Source organism: Streptomyces sp. NBC_00440 (assembly GCF_036014215.1).
In the GTDB taxonomy this organism is placed as follows: Bacteria; Actinomycetota; Actinomycetes; order Streptomycetales; family Streptomycetaceae; genus Streptomyces.
Window position 1 is genome coordinate 8,000,258 of the sequence record NZ_CP107921.1, and the last position, 16,075, is coordinate 8,016,332.

Annotated in this window: 10 protein-coding genes; all 10 read right to left on the reverse strand. The window is 72.0% G+C overall.

All coding sequences use genetic code 11. The features are described from left to right. Positions 1 to 171 precede the first annotated feature (171 nt). Entirely contained in the window at positions 172 to 1,749 is a 1,578-nt protein-coding gene (locus tag OHB13_RS35475) for a GMC family oxidoreductase (protein WP_266861636.1), read from the reverse strand. Positions 1,750 to 1,831: 82 nt separating this feature from the next. Further along, the gene (locus OHB13_RS35480; protein ID WP_328379914.1) at positions 1,832 to 3,424 is read right to left on the reverse strand and encodes an APC family permease; all 1,593 of its coding nucleotides are present in this window, start codon (positions 3,422 to 3,424) and stop codon (positions 1,832 to 1,834) included. Next, the gene (locus OHB13_RS35485) at positions 3,421 to 4,890 is read right to left on the reverse strand and encodes an aldehyde dehydrogenase family protein (protein WP_328379915.1); all 1,470 of its coding nucleotides are present in this window, start codon (positions 4,888 to 4,890) and stop codon (positions 3,421 to 3,423) included. Before OHB13_RS35485 ends, OHB13_RS35480 begins: the two co-directional genes overlap by 4 nt. Before the next feature lie 149 nt (positions 4,891 to 5,039). Further along, a complete protein-coding gene (locus tag OHB13_RS35490) occupies positions 5,040 to 6,293 on the reverse strand; it encodes a GAF domain-containing protein (RefSeq protein ID WP_328379916.1) in 1,254 nt (417 codons plus the stop codon). Between the two features lie 75 nt (positions 6,294 to 6,368). Further along, entirely contained in the window at positions 6,369 to 6,971 is a 603-nt protein-coding gene (locus OHB13_RS35495) for an N-acetylmuramoyl-L-alanine amidase (protein ID WP_328379917.1), read from the reverse strand. A gap of 58 nt (positions 6,972 to 7,029) precedes the next feature. Further along, positions 7,030 to 8,046: an acetamidase/formamidase family protein gene (locus tag OHB13_RS35500; RefSeq protein WP_328379918.1), complete on the reverse strand. Its 1,017-nt coding sequence runs from the start codon at positions 8,044 to 8,046 to the stop codon at positions 7,030 to 7,032. Next, positions 8,043 to 9,617, reverse strand: a complete 1,575-nt coding sequence (locus OHB13_RS35505; RefSeq protein WP_328379919.1) for an APC family permease — start codon at positions 9,615 to 9,617, stop codon at positions 8,043 to 8,045. The genes OHB13_RS35500 and OHB13_RS35505 overlap by 4 nt, the downstream gene beginning before the upstream one ends. A 135-nt stretch (positions 9,618 to 9,752) precedes the next feature. Beyond that, a complete protein-coding gene (gene xylB / locus OHB13_RS35510) occupies positions 9,753 to 11,198 on the reverse strand; it encodes a xylulokinase (protein WP_328379920.1) in 1,446 nt (481 codons plus the stop codon). Between the two features lie 424 nt (positions 11,199 to 11,622). Further along, the gene (locus OHB13_RS35515; RefSeq protein ID WP_266861620.1) at positions 11,623 to 12,900 is read right to left on the reverse strand and encodes an SWIM zinc finger family protein; all 1,278 of its coding nucleotides are present in this window, start codon (positions 12,898 to 12,900) and stop codon (positions 11,623 to 11,625) included. Then, positions 12,897 to 15,893 carry a DEAD/DEAH box helicase gene (locus tag OHB13_RS35520; protein WP_406071963.1) on the reverse strand — a complete coding sequence of 999 codons (2,997 nt, stop codon included), beginning with the start codon at positions 15,891 to 15,893 and terminating at the stop codon, positions 12,897 to 12,899. The genes OHB13_RS35515 and OHB13_RS35520 overlap by 4 nt, the downstream gene beginning before the upstream one ends. Positions 15,894 to 16,075: the final 182 nt, after the last annotated feature.

Below are 16,075 nucleotides of genomic sequence, written 5' to 3' on the forward strand. Positions count from 1 at the left end.
GTGGCCTCCCGGAATCCGCGCCGCCCGCCGTTGGACGGCGCTCGGAGCCGAGGGTAGGGACCACGACGTTGCAACCACGTTGCGACGGCGAGGGAGTGTGCGCGACCGCGCGGGCCTGCGTCGCGGCGGGCCGGACCCTGATCGACCGCCCCCTGATCAACCGCCCTCCGATCAGCCGCCCTTGATCATGTCGGCGCACTTCTCGCCGATCATCATGGTGGTGATGCAGGGATTCACCGTCGGCAGGAACGGCATGACCGACGCGTCGGCCACCCGCAGCCCGGTGACACCCTTCACCCGCAGCTGCGGGTCGAGGGGGGAGTCCGGGTCGTCGGCCGCACCCATCCGGACGGTGCCCGCCGGGTGGTAGACGGTGTTGTGGGTCTCGCGGATGTACGCGAACAGCTCGTCGTCGGAGCGTGCGGCGGCCCCCGGCGCCAGTTCCGTACCGGCCCATTCGGCCATCGCGGGCTGGGAGACGATCTTCCGTGCCAGCCGCAGCCCGTAGGTCATCACCCGGATGTCGTGCTCGTCGGTGAAGTAGCGCGGATCGACGCGGGGCTTGTCGCGGAAGTCACGGGTACGCAGACGGACCGTGCCCATCGAGCGGGCCCGGGTGACGTTCGGTGTGAGGCAGAACGCGTTGTCCGTCGTCGGATAGCCGCGCCGGTAGGTGTTCATGTCGAAGGGCACCGAGCCGTAGTGGAACATCAGGTCGGGCCGGTCCAGATCCGGTTCGGTGTCGGAGAAGATGCCGATCTCCCACCACTGGGTGGAGGAGGTGACCATGGGCTGCTTCGCCTCCCACATGATCACGCCCTCCGGGTGGTCCTGGAGATGGGAGCCGACACCGGGGGAGTCCACCCGTACGCCGACCCCGCTCTCGCGCAGATGCCCGGCCGGTCCGATGCCCGACAGCATCAGCAGCTTCGGCGAGTCGATGGCCCCGCAGCTGACGATCACCTCGCGGCGCGCGGTCACCGAGCCGCTGTGGATCGTGTCGGGCTCCAGGTACTCCACCCCGGTGCACCGCTGGTCCGCGTCGAAGAGCAGCCGCTTGGCCTGGAGGCCGGTCCGGATCTCCAGATTCGGCCGGTCGGCGAGCACCGGGTGCAGATAGGACACCGAAGCCGACGAACGGGTGCCGTCCGCACGGGCATTGATCTGGAACCAGTGCGCCCCGCGCACCACGGTCGTCCCCGTGTTGAAGGGCGTACGGGGAATCCCGGCCTCCTCGCACGCGTCCAGCAGCGCCGCGCCGCAAGGGTCGGCCGGCGGAACGGTACGGATGGTCACAGGACCCGAGCGGCCGTGGTGGTCACCCGGCGCGTCATTGCTCTCCAGCCGCCGGTAGAGCGGGAAGCAGTCCGCCGCGCTCCATCCCGTACAGCCGAGCGCGCCCCACTCGTCGAGGTCCTCGGCCGGTGCCCAGAAGGCGATGCAGGAGTTGTGCGACGAGCAGCCGCCCAGCACCTTGGCCCGGGCGTGCCGCATGAAGCTGTTGCCGTTCTCCTGCGGCTCCACCGGGTAGTCCCAGTCGTACCCGGACTCCAGCAGGGCCATCCAGCGGTCGAGCCGCAGCACGTTGTCGTCGCCCGCGTCCGACGGACCGGCCTCCAGTACGCACACGGTGACCGCGGGGTCCTCGCTCAGCCGGGCGGCGACGACCGCGCCCGCGGTACCGCCGCCCACCACCACGTAGTCGTATGCCCGGCTGGCGTCGGGGCGCTCGGGCGTTTCCTCGGACATGGCTGCTCCAGATCAGGGGTTCCGGCGGGGGAGGGGGAGAGAAAGGACTGCTGGGGGCAGTGGTGCAAGGGGGGGGCGGGGTTCAGACGCCGGGCGGCTCCGGGGTCTCCAGGACGGCGCGGTGCGCGTCCAGTACGCCGGTCTTCTTGCGCTGGATGAACCAGTAGTACGCGAACCCGCCGCCGCCGACGATCCCGATGAAGACGAACGCACCCCACTGGAGATACCAGTGGTGCGGGCCCGTCGCGTTGTAGACGGCGCTGCGCGGCCAGGCGAGGTTGAGCGACATACCGAAGCCCCACAGCACGGCGAAGATGTTGACGGGGAGTCCGAACCGGCCGAGCGTGAAGCGCCCTTCGGCGGGCTCCCAGGTGCCGCGCAGACGCCGGATCAGCATCGGGGTGGTGACCAGCAGATACGCCACGTAGATCATGATGATCGCGATACTCGTGATCACCGAGAAGATCTGCGGCTGGTTGATGTTGATCACCAGGATCACGACACCGACGATGCCGATGATGATCGCGGGAAGGACCGGGGTCTTGAAGCGCGGGCTGACCCGGGCGAGCAGTGACGAAGCCGGCAGACAGTTGTCGCGGGCCATCGCGAACGCCAGCCGGATGCCCGCCGCGTGCACCGCGAGCTCGCAGACGGTGATGGCGATGACCACGCACCACAGCACGATCTGGCCGATCGTCGAGCCGAGCGTGGAGAGCACCACGTACTGCAGACCGTCCGTGGCCAGCTTCTTCGAGGTCAGGCTGGGCACGGCCAGCAGCGCGAACAGCAGGATGAGCCCGCCGAGCAGGAAGGAGAAGAACAGGGCCCGCAGAATCGCCCGCGGGGCGTTCCGGCTGGGATCCACGCTCTCCTCGCCGAGAGAGGACGCCGTGTCGAAGCCGTACATCACATACGCGGAGGCGAGTGAAGCGGTCAGGAACGCCCGGAGGTAGCCCAGGGTCTGCCCCGAACCGATGCCGTACGTCTGGGTGATGGCGGAGGGCCCCCGGGTGATGTGCGCGGCCAGCAGGATGATCAGGACGACGGCCGCGATCAGCTCGACCATGACACCGGCGGAGTTGATCCTGGCCATCAGCTTGACCCCGAAGGCGTTCACCAGGGTGGTGAAGAGGATCAGGACGCTGCCCAGCAGGACGGCGTTCTCCGCCGCGTCGGTCTTGCCGCTGCCGTTCCCGACGAACTGGAAGGTCGACGAGATCTGCGGCAGCGTGATCTGGTACGCGAGTGCCACGGCGGCCAGCGACACCATCGTGGCGGTCAGCATCATCCAGCCGCCGAGCCAGCCGATGTGCGGGCCGCCGAGTTTCTTCGCCCAGTTGTAGACGGAGCCCGCCACCGGGTACCGGGCGGCCAGCTCGCAGAAACAGAGGGCCACCATCAGCTGGCCGATGAAGACCATCGGCCACGACCACCAGTAGCCGGGCCCGCCGAAGCTGACACCGAAGTAGAACAGCTGGAAGGTACCGGTGAGGATCGAGATGTAGCTGATCCCGGCGGCGAAGGTGTGGAAGTTGCCGAGGGTGCGCTTGAGTTCGGGTTTGTAGCCGAACGCCGAGAGCGAGTCGTCGTCGTCCTGGCTCTGTGTGCGGGCCTCGCTCCCGGGCTCCGGCGCGGTGCCGTCCCCGCCGGATCCGCCGGCGCCCTTCCGGTTCACTCGAACCACCTCAGCGGACGCGGTGACAGATTGCGCCACACGTGCTTGGCCTCCTGATACTCGGCGAGCCCTGCGGGGCCCAGCTCGCGCCCGAAACCGGACTGCTTCATTCCGCCCCACTCGGCCTGCGGTACGTACGGCTGGAAGTCGTTGATCCACACGGTGCCCGCCCGCAACCGGGACGCCACCCGGTGGGCCCGGCCGACGTCCTGGGACCAGACCCCGCCGGACAGCCCGTAGACCGTGTCATTGGCGAGAGCGACGGCTTCGTCCTCGTCGCGGAACCGCTCGACGGTCAGGACCGGGCCGAACGACTCGTCACGCACCACGGACATCCCCGGGGTGCACTCGTCCAGCACCGTCGGCAGGTAGTAGAAACCGGAGTCCAGCGCCCGGTCCTCCGGCCGTGCGCCCCCGCACCGGAGCACCGCGCCCTCGGCGATGCCGGCCGCCACATAGGCCTCCACCTTCTCGCGGTGGGCCGCCGAGATCAGCGGACCGGTCCGCGCGCTCTCGTCGAAGGGGCCGCCCAGCGGGATGGCCCGCGCCCCGGCCACCACGTCCTCGACGAACCGGTCGTGCAGCTCGTCCTGGACGAGCAGCCGTGCGCCGGCCGAGCAGACCTGGCCGGAGTGGAGGAACACGGCGGTCAGGGCATAGTCCACGGCGCTCTCGTACTCCGCGTCAGCGAAGACGATGTTGGGGTTCTTGCCGCCGAGTTCCAGGGCGATCTTCTTCACGGTGGGGGCCGCGGCGGCCATGATGCGGCGTCCGGTGACCAGCCCGCCGGTGAAGGACACCATGTCGACCCGCGGGTCCTCGGTGAGGGGTGCGCCCACGGCCGGTCCGGTGCCCAGGACGAGGTTCGCCGCCCCGTCCGGCAGCCCGGCCTCGGTCAGCAGCCGCATCAGGAAGATGGCGGTGTGCGGGGTCAGTTCGCTCGGCTTCAGTACGAAGGTGTTGCCGGCGCCGAGCGCCGGCGCGACCTTCCACGCGGTCTGCAGCAGCGGATAGTTCCAGGGGGTGATCAGCGCGCACACACCGACGGGTTCGTGCACGATCCGGCTGTCGACACCGGGGTCCCCGGTGTCGACCACCCGGTCGGTGCCGCCGGCCGCCACGAGATTGCCGAAGTAGCGGAAGCAGTTGGCGATGTCCGCCATGTCGTACTCGCTCTCCACGAGCCGCTTCCCGGTGTCCAGGGACTCGGCGCGGGCGAGCGTGTCCTGGTCGCGTTCGATCAGGGCGGCGACCCGCAGCAGCAGCGCACCCCGCTCGGCGGCCGGGGTGGCGGGCCACGGACCGTTGTCGAACGCCTCACGCGCCGCGGCGATCGCCGCCGACGCGTCACTCGGACCCGCCTCGTCGACCGTCGCCACCAGCGTGCCGTCGGCGGGGCAGTGGATCTCGCGGAGCCCCCCGTCAGCGGCGGCCGTCCAGGTCCCGCCGATGAAAAGCTCAGGCATGTGGACTCCTCCGGTTTTGGGCGTCCGGCTTGCGCGTGGACACTCCGTCGGCGGTTCTTTACCGACCGACAGTGCTTTACCAACCGACAGTAGGGAGCACCGGGCCTCCGCGCAGTACGGGCGAGGCAGCCGGGGGAAGCGAGCAGTGGTCAGGAACCCTGCCAGGAGTCCAGTTCGCGCACCCGCGACACGGCGGACGACCGCTGCCGGGCGGGCAGCGCGGTGGCGAGAGCCCGCCAGACGGGGAGGTCGTCCTCGCCCCACGGGCTGTACGCCCAGTCAGCGAGCAGCCCCGGATCCCCGCGTGCGATCAGCGCCTCCCGCAGCTGGTCGGCGAGCCGCCGGCGCAGCCGGACCACCGCGGGCGCCCGCGACGCGGGCAGCAGCGGACCGGCGTACGCGTTCATCGCCGAGGTCACCGCCCCGGACGCAAGCAGCCGCGCCACCCCCGCGAAGTCCGTGTCGACGGGACCGGCCAGCCGGTAGGGACGCGACCGCAGCAGCTCAGGGCCGAGCAGCCCGCGCAGCCGGAAAAGCTCCGCGCGCAGAGTGATCGGGGTGACCGTCTCGTCCTCGTAGAGCTCGACGAGCAGTTCGTCCCCGGTGACGCCTTCCGGGTGCTGGGCGAGCACCGTGAGGATCTCACTGTGCCGTCGGCTGAGCCCGTACTTGCGGCCGCCCACCACGAGCAGTGCCGCGTCCCGCCCGAGCACCGACAGCTGGACGGATCCGGCTGAGGGCGGCGGCGCGAGCAGTGCGAGCTGCGATTCGGCGGCCCGTGCGACCGCGCCGACGAAGGCCAGGCTGTGCGGATGGGCGAGCCGGTCGCCGCCGGTGATGTCCACGGCGCCCAGCAGCCGCCCGGTGCCCGGATCGTGGACCGGCGCCGCGGCACAGGTCCACGGGTGGACGGGCCGCTGGAAGTGCTCTGCTGCGAAGACCTGCACGGGACGGTCCACGGCGATGGCGGTGCCGGGCGCGTTGGTCCCGGTCGCCGCCTCGGCCCAGCGCGCCCCCGGTACGAAGTTCATCAGGCTCGCCTGTCTGCGGGGTGTCGCGTGCCCCTCCACCCAGAGCAGCCGCCCATGTGCGTCGCAGACCGCCAGCAGATGCTCGCCGTCCATCGCGTAGGCACCCATCAGCTCGCGGAACAGCGGCATCACCCGGGCCAGCGGATGGCCGTCCCGGTACGCGGCGAGCCCGTCGTCGGACAGCTCGACGTGCGCCGTCCCCTCGCGGCTGACCCGTGCGCGGGCCGAGCGCCGCCAGGACTCCGCGACCACGGCCCGCACGGGGCGCTCGACCCGCCCCGCGGCCGCGAACGACTCGTACGCTCCGCGCAGCGCCCTGCGGCGCCGCGCGGGATCGGCCCCTGCCTCCAGAGCCACCCATGTGTCGGTCAACTCGGCCTCCCCGGCCCTGCGGTGCACCGGACACGGCCATCGTCGCCCCGGCGGCGGGACCGGGCAAGCGTCCTGTCAGGCGAGGTTGACCAGCCGCAGGTAGCGGACCCAGTCCCAGTGCGGGCCGGGGTCCGTGTGGTCGGTGCCCGGGACCTCGACATGCCCGATGATGTGGGTGCGGTCCTTGGGGATCGAGTACCGGTCGCAGACGGACGCGGTGAGCGCCGCCGACTTCTCGTACAGGGCATCGGTGAAGTACTCGGGCTTGTCGACCCAGCCCTCGTGCTCGATGCCGATACTGCGGGTGTTGTAGTCCCAGTTCCCGGCGTGCCAGGCGATGTCGTGCTCACGGACGCACTGGGCGATGTACCCGTCGGACGAGCGGACCACATAGTGGGCGGTGACCGCCTTCGCCGGATCCCGGAAGATGGCCAGGGTGTTGGTGAAGGTCTCCTGGGTGACGTGGATGACCACCCGGTCGATCTTGTACGCCGACGGACGGGTGGACACCGTGTAGTTGGCGGTGGACGCGGGCATCCAGTGGGCGGTCGGGTAGTCGGTGTCCGACGCGCTCTCGGCCTCCGCGTCGGTCGCGGGCAGCAGGATGCTCGCGGTGGCCACGAGCGCCGCGCTCTGCAACAGCCGTCTGCGGCTGGGACCTGATCCGTTGCGTGCCATCTGGCTCTCCTGGGGTGGGGGGAACGGGTACGTCTGTGGCGGGGCGGTCAGGCTGAGGTCAGGGCCGGGGGAGTACCGCAGCCGTCTCCCTGAGATGACGGTGCAGACCGCGGTGCGGTTCTCCGGACGGCAGCCATTCCTTGCGGATCTTCGCGACACAGGTGTAGTTGGCGTCGCAGACGTTGGCGAGCGGGGCCTCGCCCGCCTGGGAGAGGAGCTGGTACGCGTCCAGTTCGGACAGCCCGTAGTCGCGTGACAGCCACTGCACCAGGTCCAGTTGCGATATCCGGAAGGCGTCCTCCAGCGGGCGGGCCGAGCCGGTCGACATCAGATGGGTGTCCGACTCCAGGCGGGGCCACGGCGTCGCCACGCCCTTCAGGAGTTCGACCACGACGACGGTGTTCATGGCGCACTCCACGGCCACCCCGCAGGTCTCGCCCTCACCCTGCCTGGCGTGCCCGTCACCGAGGCTGAGCAGCGCGCCCTCGACGTTCACCCCGAGGTAGCAGGTGACGCCCGCGCGCATCTCCGGGGTGTCCATGTTCCCGCCGTGCGCGTCGGGGACCAGCGCGGAGCGCACCTCCAGATTGGCCGGGGCCACCCCGACCGTGCCGTGCATCGGGTCCATCGGCAGGGCGATCTCGAAGTCGCTGTCGCGCGCCCGGAAGAGGCAGGTGCGCCGCTCCCGGTCCAGCTCCCACATCCAGACGACCTCGGGCAGCGGTGGCTGCAGGGTGGCCGTCGTGTGGGTGGAGGTCAGCGCGCCGAAGAGCGGGACGGTCGTCGACGCGGCCCAGTCGCGGGCCGGTTCGACCGAAACGAAGTGCACGGCCACCGTGTCGCCGGGCTCGGCGCCCTCGATGTGGAAGGGGCCCGTCTGCGGATTGAGGAAGGGGAACTCGCAGACCTGGGACACCAGGTCCTTCTCCGACCGCACCCGGCCGGCGAAGCAGTCCTCGGTGAACAGATCAAGGACGGTGCCGGGCGCGATGCGTGCCACCGGGGCCGCCCCGCCGAACGTCCAGGCGTACTCTCCCTCGCCGGGCCGCACCGTCAGGATGCGCGGATCAGTCATGCGGGTAACTCTCCTGTCTCATCGGTTGTGTTGCCGGTCAGGGCGCCCTTCCCGGTCGGGGCGCCGCTCTCCTGCGGACTGTGGACTCCGGCGGGGTCCGGCGGCCCGTCCAGATGCACCCGGCCCGTCTCCGCGAGCCGCCCGGGATGCCTGCGCACCAGCACGGCCAGCACCACCACACCGGCCAGCATCCAGCCGCCGACGACCGGCCCCGCGTACGAGACGGGCGGCTTCAGCCTGGAGACGAAGTCGAAGGCCGGGATCCCGGCCGCCGTGAGGAGCGCGGGGACGAAGGCGGCGATGCCCAGCACCGGGAAGAGCAGATGCGGCACCGGGCGGAACAGGTCGCGCCTGCGCCGCAGGAAGTATCCCGCGCAGGCCAGATTGACGACGATGTACACGCCGATGACCACCGTGACGATGACCGTGGCCAGCAGCGCGAAAGCGGTCTCCGGGCCGTACGCGAGACCGAGCCCGAGCACCGCGGCCACCGCGACGGCGAACTGCACGGCGACCCCGGTGACCGGGGAGCGGTGGCGCGGATGGACACGGGCGAACCGGCGCGGGAACACGCCGATCCGCCCGAGCGCGAAGGCGGTCCGCGTCGACACGTTCGCGCACGCGTTGGCGTTGGCGACGGTCGAGTTGACGATCGCGAGGAAGAGCAGCACCCAGAAGAGCCCGAACGAGGCGCGCGCCACGCCCTCCCAGGACGCGGCACCCGAAACGCCGAACCCGGCGAACCGGTCGGGGCCGAAGTACACGGACATCGCATAGGTGGTCAGGACGTAGAACAGACCGATCGCGAGCGCCGCACCGAGGACCGCCCGCCGCATGGTGCGCCGCGGATCGCGTGCCTCCTCGGCGAGCGGCGCGGCCGCCTCGAACCCGGAGAAGGCCAGCACCGTGTAGACGGACCCGGCGAAGACACCGCCGACCCCGGTGTAGCCATGAGCGGTGTGGGAAGTGCCGAACACCGAAAGGGTGTTGGCGTCCCCGGCCTTCACGATCAGCAGTACGGCGAAGACCAGCAGGACAAGCACCTCGAAGACGCCGAGCACCGTGCCGAAGCGGGCCGATGCCCGGACACCGTAGAACCCGGCCAGGGCGATGATCACCGCTCCGGCCAGGGACCACGGCCACCAGAGGGCTGTCGGGTACGAGGCCCACTCCTGGTGCAGGGTGCCCGCCGTGGTGAAGCCGAGCTGGAGCAGCAGCAGGGCGGGAACCAGTGCCTCGACGAAGACATAACCCCAGCCGACCAGGAAGCCGACCGCCGGGTGCAGGCCCTGCGCGGAGTACGTCGCGACCGAGCCCGCGGCGGGCAGTTGCCGTGCCAGCTCGGCGACGCACGAAGCGGTGAACAGACAGGCGACCAGCGCCACCAGCACCGACAGCGGCAGGCTGCCGCCCGCGAACGCGGCGCCCGACGGGATCGACGCCGCGACGGCCGCCGCGGGAGCCATGGCGGTGATGCTCTGGAAGAGGACCTCGCGCAGCCCGATGGCGTCGCGTCGCAGCCCTGGAGCTGGTTCTCCTGGTCCTCCCGGCTCTCCCGGTTCTCTCGGCATTCTCCGACTCCTGGTGTCTGTCGACCGGCACGAGTCCCGCGCGCCATACCGTACGGGCAGACGCGGGAGGGGAGGAAGGGGCCGATGCGCCCGCACCGTACGGGAGTTGTTCCGTACGGCCGGCGCACGGGACCGTCACTCGCGGTGCTCCTTCCCGCGCAGCAGTGCGTCCGCGTCCGAGAGCGTGGCCCCGATCCGGTGCAGAGCCGGTTCGTCCACGGCGAGCGGCGCGTACCGGGGGCCCCGCGCGGTGTCCCACCGGCGTGCGACCTCGGTGGTGTCCTCGCCGAGCAGCAGCCCCGCCGCCTGGGCCGCCGCGCCCAGCGCCACCAGTTCCTTCGCCACGGGCACCTGGACGGGCCGCCCCGACAACCGCCGTACGGTCTCCCGCCAGGCGGCGCCCTGGGCACCGCCGCCGATCAGCAGCAGCGGCGCGCCGGGGTCCGCGTCCTGGTCCAGGACCCGGTCCAGGGCGGCGAGCAGCGCGTAGACCGCGCCGTCGTAGGCGGCCTGGAGCAGCTGGCCGCCTGTCGTGTCGTGGCGCAGCCCGTACATCAGGCCCGCGGCGTGCGGGAGATGAGGGGTGCGTTCGCCACCGAGGAAGGGCAGCACCACGGAGCCGCCGCCCGTCTCGACGGCCTCCCGGTCGAGCTGGAGCAGCGCGGCGATCCGGTCGACCGCCAGGGTGCAGTTGAGGGTGCAGGCCAGCGGCAGCCAGTCGCTCCGCGCGTCGGCGAAACCGGAGACCGTGCCCGAGGGGTCGACGGGCCGCTGCCGCGACACCGCGTACACCGTGCCCGAGGTGCCGAGGCTGAGCACGGGCCGGCCGGGGCGCAGCCCGAGGCCCAGCGCCGCCGCGGCGTTGTCACCGGTGCCCGGCGCCACCACGGTGCCCGGGGCGAGTGGCAGACCGGGCAGTGCGCGCACGGTGCCCGCCGCATCCGACGGACCCGCGACCTCGGGCAGCAAGTCGGGGGAGAGGCCCGCGAGCTGGAGGATCTCCTCGTCATACGCCTCGGTCCCGGTGGCCCACCAGCCGGTGCCCGAGGCGTCGCCCCGGTCGGTCGTGCCCCGGCCGGTGAGCCGCTCCGTGAGGTAGTCGTGCGGCAGCCGGACCGCCGCCGTGGCGCGGGCGGCGTCCGGTTCGTTCTCCAGCAGCCAGGCCCACTTGGTGACGGTCATCGCGGGCCCCGGCAGGCTCCCGGTGCGCCCGGCCCAGGTATTGGCGCCCAACTGCCCGATGAGGCGCTCGCTCTGCGGTGCGGAGCGGACGTCGTTCCACAGCATCGCCGGGCGCACCGGCCGGCCGGCCGCGTCCAGGGTCACCAGCCCGTGCTGCTGTCCGCCGACCGAGATGGCGGCGGCCCGGACCGCTGCGGGTCCGCACTGCTGGAGCGCGTCGGTGAGCGCCCGCCACCACTGCTCGGGGTCGCTCTCGCGCGCGCCGTCGTTGCCGGTGACGGTGTGCGGGGCCTGGCCGTGCGCGACGACCTCGCCGGTCGCGGAGTCGACGACCAGCGCCTTGGTCGACTGGGTGGAGGAGTCCACGCCGATGACCAGGGGGCCTTCGGGTGCTGTCATCGATCTGCTCCGCTCTGAGGGGCCGGGCGCCGGCCGGCGTTCCGGCGGCGCCCTGGATACTAATTTGTTAGGCCTCATGACGAAATAGGTCGTCGGCCGAGCGGTGTTGACCTTTCGGACTGCGGACCGATCCGCGGCTCGAACCGCGGATCGGTGCACCCGGGACGGGGGAGCGCAGCCGCAATCCGCCCCCCTGAACCGGCCCGGACTACGTTGCCGCAGGTCAGGCTGTTCGTTCAATCGCCCGGGCGGGCGGGTGCGCGGACCCGTGTTCCCGGCGCGCAAGGATCATGGTCGCGTGCGCCGGTGTCCGACGCCCCGCTCCCCTCAGGACTGCCCCCTCCGGACTTCCCCTCAAGGCCGCCCCCTCCGATCTCCCGAGCAGCCCGCGCTCCCGCTGCCCGCCCGGTCAACTGCTGCTCTGTCACTCGTCGTCGGTCACCGTGGCCAGCGCGGCCGCCGGGTCGGGATCGGCGGGTCCGGCAGGAGTCCAGCGGCCCCGCTCCTTGCGGTAGGGCCACCAGCGGCCGTCCTGCCCGTAGCGCAGCTGGGCGCCGGCCCCCACCACCGTCCAGCGGTTCCCGGTCGGGTCGAACCGCGGACTGTCCCCCTGATCCCACGCCTGGTCGAGCTGTGCGCGTGCCCGCGACAGTCCCTCTGCGCCGGGCGTCCACCGCTCCTCCAGTACGGACAGCGCCGCCGCGCCGCCGCAGTGCCAGGCCCGGACGGCGAGGGCCAGCTCGGCGCGCTCGCGGCCCGAACCCGCGGCGAGGCGGGCCGATATCCGCGCGTCCGTGGTCGCCGCGGCCAGCCGTACGGCGTCCTGCTCCGGCGTCAACTCCTCGGCCGGCGGCTGGTGTTCATGGTCCGGAGCGAGCGCTTCGGCCAGCAGGAGCGACGCTCTGCGGGCCGCGTCCTCCGCAAGGAACTCCAGCGCACCGGGGTCCAGGCCCGGCGCCGGACCCGTCTCCGTGTCCAGGGACGGCGGCCTGCCCGGCGCGTCCGGGACCGACGGCGGCTCGGGCAGCGGCGGCAGCGTGTCCGCAGCGGCGAACGCCTCGTCGGCCCGTACGCCCCCCGGCTCGCGATCCTCCTCGCCTGCCCCGGCACTCTCCGGGCCGGCCGCCCTCCCCGCGCTGCGTCGCTGCAGCTCGTCCAGCAGCTCCCGTTCACCTCGCCCGCGCATCAGCAGCAGCACGAACGGATCCTCGTCGAGGAGGCGTGCCACCTGATAGCAGAGCGCAGCCGTGTGCGGGCAGTGGTCCCACGCGTCGCAGGAGCACTCCGGTTCCAGATCCCCGAGCCCCGGCAGCAGATCCACCCCGGCAGCGGCGGCGTCCTCGACCAGGTGCGGCGGCATCTCACGGTCCAGCAGCGCCGCGATGTGCCCCGCGCTCTCGACCGCCATGTCGAGGAACCGGTCCCACTCCTGGTCGCTCAGCTGCTGCAGCAGCACATCGCTGCGGTACCGCGTGGAGTCCGGATCCTGCACGACGGCGGTGATCCGCCCCGGCCGTACGGACACCGCGCCGACGGCGCCCGCGCGGGCGTATCTGCGGCCCTTCTTCAGCTGCTGCCCGTCAAGGGCGGTGTCCTCCAGGGCTTTCAGCCAGGCCAGGCCCCACCAGGTCCTGGCGAAAGCGCGGCCCTGGGCCGGTGCGAGCGCGGCGAAGGTGCGCTCCGGTGCGTCCGTACCGCTCATCGTGCACTCCCTCGCAGTTCCACCAGATCCGCCAGTTCGGCGTCGGTCAGCCCGGTCAGTGCGGCCTCGCCGGCCCCGAGCACCGCGTCGGCCAGTTCGCGTTTGCGGTCGAGCATGTCGGCGATCCGGTCCTCGATGGTCCCCTCGGCGATCAGCCGGTGCACCTGGACCGGCTGCGTCTGCCCGATGCGGTACGCGCGGTCGGTGGCCTGGGCCTCGACGGCCGGGTTCCACCAGCGGTCGAAGTGCACCACATGGCCGGCCCGGGTGAGGTTGAGGCCGGTACCCGCGGCCTTCAACGACAGCAGGAACACCGGCACTTCGCCGGCCTGGAAGCGGTCCACCATGTCCTGGCGGCGGGCGACCGGCGTCCCGCCGTGCAACAGCAGGGTGGGCACCCCGCGGGCTGTCAGATGCTGTTCGATGAGCCGCGCCATCCGCACGTACTGGGTGAAGACGAGCACACCCGCGCCCTCGGCGAGGATCGTGTCGAGCAGTTCGTCCAGCAGCTCCACCTTGCCCGAGCGCCCCTCGATGAGGGGCTCCTCCTCCTTGAGGTACTGCGCGGGGTGGTTGCAGATCTGCTTCAGCGCGGTCAGCAGCTTCACCACGAGACCACGGCGCGCGAAGCCGTCCACGGTGGAGATCTCCGCGAGCGTCTCCCGCACCACGGCCTCGTACAGACCGGTCTGTTCCCTGGTGAGCGCCACCGCCCGGTCGGTCTCCGTCTTCGGCGGCAGCTCGGGCGCGATGCCCGGATCGGCCTTGCGCCTGCGCAGCAGGAACGGCGCGACCAGCCGGGAGAGCCGTTCCGCCGCGGCCGGATCCTTCCCGCCCTCGACGGCCCGGGCGTAGCGCGTACGGAATCCGCCCAGCCTGCCCAGCAGACCGGGCGTGGTCCAGTCGAGGATCGCCCACAGCTCGGAGAGGTTGTTCTCCACCGGGGTGCCGGTGAGCGCCACGCGGGCGCGGGTGCCGATGGTCCGCAGCTGGCGGGCCGTCGCGGAGTACGGATTCTTCACGTGCTGCGCCTCGTCGGCGACGACCAGCCCCCACATGGCCCCGGCCAGCCGCTCGGCGTCCAGCCGCATGGTGCCGTAGGTGGTGAGGACGAACTCGCCGTCGGCCAGGCCCTCCAGGCTCCGTGCCGCACCGTGGAAGCGGCGTACGGGAGTGCCGGGCGCGAACTTCTCGATCTCCCGCTGCCAGTTGCCCATCAGGGAGGCCGGGCAGACCACCAGGGTGGGGCCCGCCGAGTCCTTGTCGCTCTGCCGGTGCAGATGCAGGGCGATCAGGGTGATGGTCTTGCCGAGCCCCATGTCGTCGGCGAGGCAGCCGCCGAGACCGAGCGAGGTCATCCGGTGCAGCCAGTTCAGTCCGCGCAACTGGTAGTCGCGCAGGGCCGCTTCGAGAGCGGCGGGCTGCCCGATCGTCTGCTGCCCGGTGCCCTCCGGGTCGCCGAGATGGTCGCGCAACCGGGCCAGCGGGCCCGTCGCGGTGACCTCCACCTGCCGCCCGTCCACTTCCGTCGTGCCGGTGAGCGCAGCCCCCAGCGCCTCGATCGGAGCGATGGTGCGGCCCCGGGTGTCGCGGGCGCGCCGTATCTCCTCCGGGTCGACCAGCACCCAGCGGTCGCGCAGCCGCACGGCGGGCCTGGCGGCCTCGGCGAGCTGGTCGAGTTCGGCACGGCTCAGCGGCTGATCGCCCAGCGTGAAGCGCCAGTTGAAGGCGAGCAGGGTGTCGGCCGACAGCACGGACGGCAGGTCCGTCGCGGGCCTGTCCGCGGTGCGTACGAAGCCGGCATCGGCATCAGCCGCAGCGCCGGCAGCGGGATCGGTAGCGGCATCGGGGGCGTCGTCGTCCGCGCCGATGACGGCCCGAGCGGTCAGCGTGCGGGCGAACTCCTGGGGCCAGTGCACCCGCACTCCTCCGGCGGCGAGCGCCCGCGCCGCTTCGCCGAGCAGTTCGGCGACCTCCTCGTCGGCGAGTTCGACCGCGTCGGGAACAGCGGCCGAAAGGAGCGGTGCGAGCGGCGCCCAGGCGCGGGCGGCCCGGCGCAGGGCGAGCAGAGCGTCCATCCGGGCACGCGGCCCGAACATCCGGGCACGCGGCCCGAAGCCGGGTGCCGAGCCCGACCAGACGTCCGAGGCGTCGGCCGTCAGGGAGGGGTCGCTGACACCGTGCATCTGCAGAACGGCCCGGAAAGCCGGCCCGTCGCCAAACTCCGTATCCGCGCCGGAGAGCCCCGTCACCTCCACCCGCAAGGAGATGCGGACACCGGCGTCCTGACCGGCCGCGACATCGGCGGCCCAGGCCTGCTGCCCGGGCAGCTTCCGCGGTTCGGCGGCGGCGAACGCGGGGCTCCCCGCCGCGAAGGACGCGGCGGGAGTCCGCGGCAGCCCGTCCGCCACGGCATCCAGGAAGGCGCGCACCAACTCCTCGGGTGCGGGCAGCCGTACGGGGTCCGCCGCCGGGTCCAGCGGCACCGCGTGCGCGGTGGGCGGCATGGCCGCGGCGAGTTCCCGTACGCGTACCAGATCGGCGGCGTCCAGCGGGCCGGCCCGCCAAGCCTCGTAGCCGTCGGCGCTGAGACCCGGCAGCAGCCGCCCGCGGGCGGCGAGTTGGAGAGCGAGCAACGCGGCCGATCCCCAGAAGGTGACAGCTGCTGACGCGTGTGCACCCCCACGGCCACGGGTGAGAACGGGCAGGGCTTCCTGTACCGTCAGGACAGTCGCCCGTACGGGGTACGGGCGTGTGTCGCCGCCGACGACGAGCAGCTCCTCCATGGAGCCGGGGCTCGTGGGCGGCTCGTTGCCATCGGGGTGCCAGAAGGCGACCCTTCCGGTACGTGCCGGGTCCGCAGGCAGGAAGACCGCGGAGCAGCGGGAGAGTTGGGCGATCTCGGAGAGCGTTGCCGTGGGGAGTCCTTGCACAGCGATAGCGCATTCCTCAAATTTGACTACTGTGGGCCGGGATCGCCGAGGGTACCTCATGCCGAGGGGCCGCCGGTGACGCCGTCACTGTGCGGCGCGGCCTGCTCCGGCGCACGGTGGTGGTAGCACCACCCCCTCGCCATGGGGTGACCCCCCTGTCCTGGCCGGGGGCTGTCCCCCTGCCTCGGCCGGGTGGTGGTGCCATGGTCCCCGCAGTCCCGAAACCATACGTTTCATGAGGT

What these genes read in the sequence shown, in the direction of transcription:
- OHB13_RS35500 (WP_328379918.1), bottom strand. Translation starts at nt 8,046, where the DNA reads ATGACTGATCCGCGCATCCTGACGGTGCGGCCCGGCGAGGGAGAGTAC.
- OHB13_RS35520 (WP_406071963.1), bottom strand. Translation starts at nt 15,893, where the DNA reads ATGAGGTACCCTCGGCGATCCCGGCCCACAGTAGTCAAATTTGAGGAA.
- OHB13_RS35475 (WP_266861636.1), bottom strand. Translation starts at nt 1,749, where the DNA reads ATGTCCGAGGAAACGCCCGAGCGCCCCGACGCCAGCCGGGCATACGAC.
- OHB13_RS35515 (WP_266861620.1), bottom strand. Translation starts at nt 12,900, where the DNA reads ATGAGCGGTACGGACGCACCGGAGCGCACCTTCGCCGCGCTCGCACCG.
- OHB13_RS35485 (WP_328379915.1), bottom strand. Translation starts at nt 4,890, where the DNA reads ATGCCTGAGCTTTTCATCGGCGGGACCTGGACGGCCGCCGCTGACGGG.
- OHB13_RS35505 (WP_328379919.1), bottom strand. Translation starts at nt 9,617, where the DNA reads ATGCCGAGAGAACCGGGAGAGCCGGGAGGACCAGGAGAACCAGCTCCA.
- xylB (WP_328379920.1), bottom strand. Translation starts at nt 11,198, where the DNA reads ATGACAGCACCCGAAGGCCCCCTGGTCATCGGCGTGGACTCCTCCACC.
- OHB13_RS35495 (WP_328379917.1), bottom strand. Translation starts at nt 6,971, where the DNA reads ATGGCACGCAACGGATCAGGTCCCAGCCGCAGACGGCTGTTGCAGAGC.